The organism is Streptomyces specialis, assembly GCF_001493375.1.
Lineage (GTDB): Bacteria > Actinomycetota > Actinomycetes > Streptomycetales > Streptomycetaceae > Streptomyces > Streptomyces specialis.
The window spans coordinates 1-3,081 of sequence record NZ_LN929826.1 but is presented as its reverse complement, the minus strand read 5'-3'; the positions used below and the strand labels follow the sequence as shown (position 1 = coordinate 3,081).

2 protein-coding genes are annotated in these 3,081 nt (G+C 77.7%); both read left to right on the top strand.

Annotation, left to right across the window (positions count from 1 at the left end):
- Window positions 1-2,120: SDR family NAD(P)-dependent oxidoreductase (locus BN2279_RS07730; protein ID WP_159037105.1), on the top strand; the 2,120-nt coding region annotated here is incomplete at its 5' end.
- Window positions 2,117-3,081 (top strand): WS/DGAT/MGAT family O-acyltransferase (locus BN2279_RS07725; RefSeq protein ID WP_059007792.1); only part of this gene is annotated, 965 nt, incomplete at its 3' end. The genes BN2279_RS07730 and BN2279_RS07725, both read left to right, overlap by 4 nt.

Below are 3,081 nucleotides of genomic sequence, written 5' to 3'. Positions count from 1 at the left end.
AGCCGTACCGGCCCGACCTGCGCGACCCCGGCCTGCGCCCCGACCCGGTCTGGGTGCCCACCCGGACACCCGCCGCCCCCGGCCCGCGCGACCTCCTCGTCCGCGTACGGGCCGCCGCGCTCAACTACCGCGACGTCATGCTCGCCACCGGCCTCCTCCCCCCGGACGCCGAGGTGCCGCAGCCCGGCGGCCCCGCGATCGGCCTGGAATGCGCCGGGGACGTCATCGCCACCGGCGCCGACGTCACCGGCTTCCGCCCCGGCGACCGCGTCTACGCCCTCGCCCCCGGCGCGATGGCCTCCCACGTCCTCGTGCGGGCCGAGACGGCCGGCCGCGTGCCCGACGGCATGACCTACGCCGAGGCCGCCACCCTGCCCGTGGTGTTCCTGACCGTGCACCACGCCCTGGAACGGCTCGCCCGGCTCGCGCCCGGCGAGACACTCCTCGTCCACGGCGGCGCGGGCGGCGTCGGACTCGCCGCGCTCCAGTACGCCCGGTACCGAGGCGCCGACGTCATCGCCACCGCCGGCACCTCCGTGAAACGCGACCTGCTGCGCGCCCTCGGCGTCACCCACGTCCTCGACTCACGGCGCCTGGGATTCGCCGAACACGTGCTGCCCGCCACCGGCGGACAGGGCGTGGACGTCGTGCTCAACACCCTCTCCGGAGAAGCCGTCACCCGCAGCCTGGAGGCGCTGCGCCCGTGCGGGCGGTTCATCGAGCTGGGCAAACGCGACGTGTACGCCAACGCGCCGCTGCCGCTGCGCCCGTTGCGCGCGACCGTCGCCTTCCACGTCCTGGACATCAACCAACTCCCCTTCCACGCCCCCCAGGAGGCCGCCGCCTCCCGCGACGAGGTGGTGCGCCGGATCGCGGCCGGGATCTCCCGTCCCCTGCCGCACCAGGCGTACCCGGCCGACCGGATCGCCGACGCCCTCCGCGCCCTGCAACACTCCCGGCACCTCGGCAAGGTGATCGTCACCTGCGACGAACCACCCGCGCTGCGACGCCCCGTCCCGACGCCCCGCCTCGACCCCCGCGGCACCTACCTCGTCACCGGCGGCCTCGGCGGCTTCGGCGCGGCCACCGCCCGCCACCTCGCCGCCCGGGGCGCCCGCTGTCTGGACCTCGTCAGCCGCCGGGGCGCCGACATCGAGGGCGCGGCGGAGCTGATCGAGGAACTGGCCGCGCTCGGCACGCGGGCCCGCGCCCACGCCGCCGACGTGACCGACCCCGACGCGCTGCGCCGGATCATCGACCGGGCCGACGCCGAGGACCGGCCGCTGCGCGGCGTGGTCCACTCCGTGCTGTGCCTGGACGACGCCCCGCTGGCCGAGCTGACCCCCGAACGGTTCGCGGCCGTCCTGGCACCCAAGATGCGCGGCGCGCTCGTCCTGGACGCCCTGACCCGGGACCGCGACCTCGACCTGTTCGTCATGTACTCCTCCGTCTCGGCGCTGATCGGCAACCAGCTCCAGGCCCCCTACGCCGCCGGCAACCTCGTCCAGGAGGCCCTGGTCCGCGCCCGCCGCGCCGCCGGTGCCCCCGGCCTGGCCGTGGGCTGGGGCGGCATCGGGGAGACCGGCTACCTCTTCCGCGCCGGGATGACCGAGACGTTCGAACGGCTCGGCGCGGGCGCCGTCCCGCCGGACCTGGCCTGCGCCGCCCTGGACCGCCTGCTCGGGCAGGACACGGACGTCGCGACCGTCGGCCGCTTCGACTGGCACCGCATGGCACGCGCCCTGAGCACGCTCTCCGCCGCCCGCTTCACCGCCCTGACCGACGGCGGGCCGGGGGAGGACACCGCCGGGCGGAGCGAGGAGTTCACCCGCCGCTACGCCGCCGCCGCGGACGACGACGAGGCCCGCGCCGTCGTCGCCGACACGCTGCTGCACCTGGCCGCCCGCGTCCTGCAGACCACGCCCGAACGTCTCGACGGCGCCCGCAACCTGGACGACCTGGGCCTGGACTCCCTGATGATGGCCGAGCTCGCCACCGTCATGCGCCGGGCCTTCGGCTGCGAACTGCCCGTCATGGAACTCGTGGGCGTCTCCAGCCTCAGCGGCCTCGCGGAACGCGTCCACCGCATCCTGCGCAGGCGCCCGGGGAGCGGATCGTGAACCACGCCACCGCCCCCGCCGCGCCGGCCCCCTCGCCCGTCGACCGGTTCCTCCACCGCGCGGCGGCCCGCGCCCCGCACCGCGGCGGGTACCTCGGAGTGGTCGGCCTCCTCGACGGCCACCCGCCCGGCATCACCGAGATCGAGAACCTCGTCGCCGACACGGTGACGCGCGTGCCCGCCCTGGCGTTCCGCGTCGGCGCCGACAGCCGCCGCGTCTGGGAACCCGCCGACGGCCTCGATCCGGCGCGCCACCCGCACGAACTGCGGATCGGGCCCGGCCCCGACGTGCTGCGGCGCATCGCCGACCGGCTGGTCGGCGAGCCGTTCCCGCCGGACGCCGCCTCCTGGGGCGTGTGGCTGGTCACCGGCTGGGCCGCCGACCAGTACGCGCTGGCCGTCCGCGGGCACCACGCGCTCCTCGACGCCCAGGGCGGGCTGGCGGCGGTCGCGGCCCTGATGCTCCCCGGGCTGCGGCCCCCGCTCACCGTCCCGGCCCGCGCCGAGCCGCCGCTGCGGCCGGTCGCGGCGGTGGCCTGGGCCGTCCGCGGCCTGCGCGCGACCGTACGGCCCACCGCCCGCTGGACCCCGGCGCGGACCGGACGCGCCGCCACCCGGACCCTGCACACCGCGTTCGTGGACACCGCCCGCCTGACCGCCCTCGCGGCCACCGCGGGCGGCACCGTCAACCAGGTCTACCTCGCGGCCACGGCCGGAGCGCTGCGGGCCTGGACCCCCGGCGACTGGGCCGGGCGCCGCGCCCGCCGCCCGCTGCACGCGTTCGTCCCCGTGGAGACCCGCCCGCCCGGCCACGAACTCGTCAGCCTGGGCAACCACCTGGCGGCCCTGCGCGTGCCGCTGCCCTGCGCCGAGCCCGACGCCCGCCGCCGGCTGGAGTCGCTGATCAGGACCGCCGACGCCGCCCGGGCCCGCGGCCCGGTGCAGCGAGCCGCGCTGCGCAC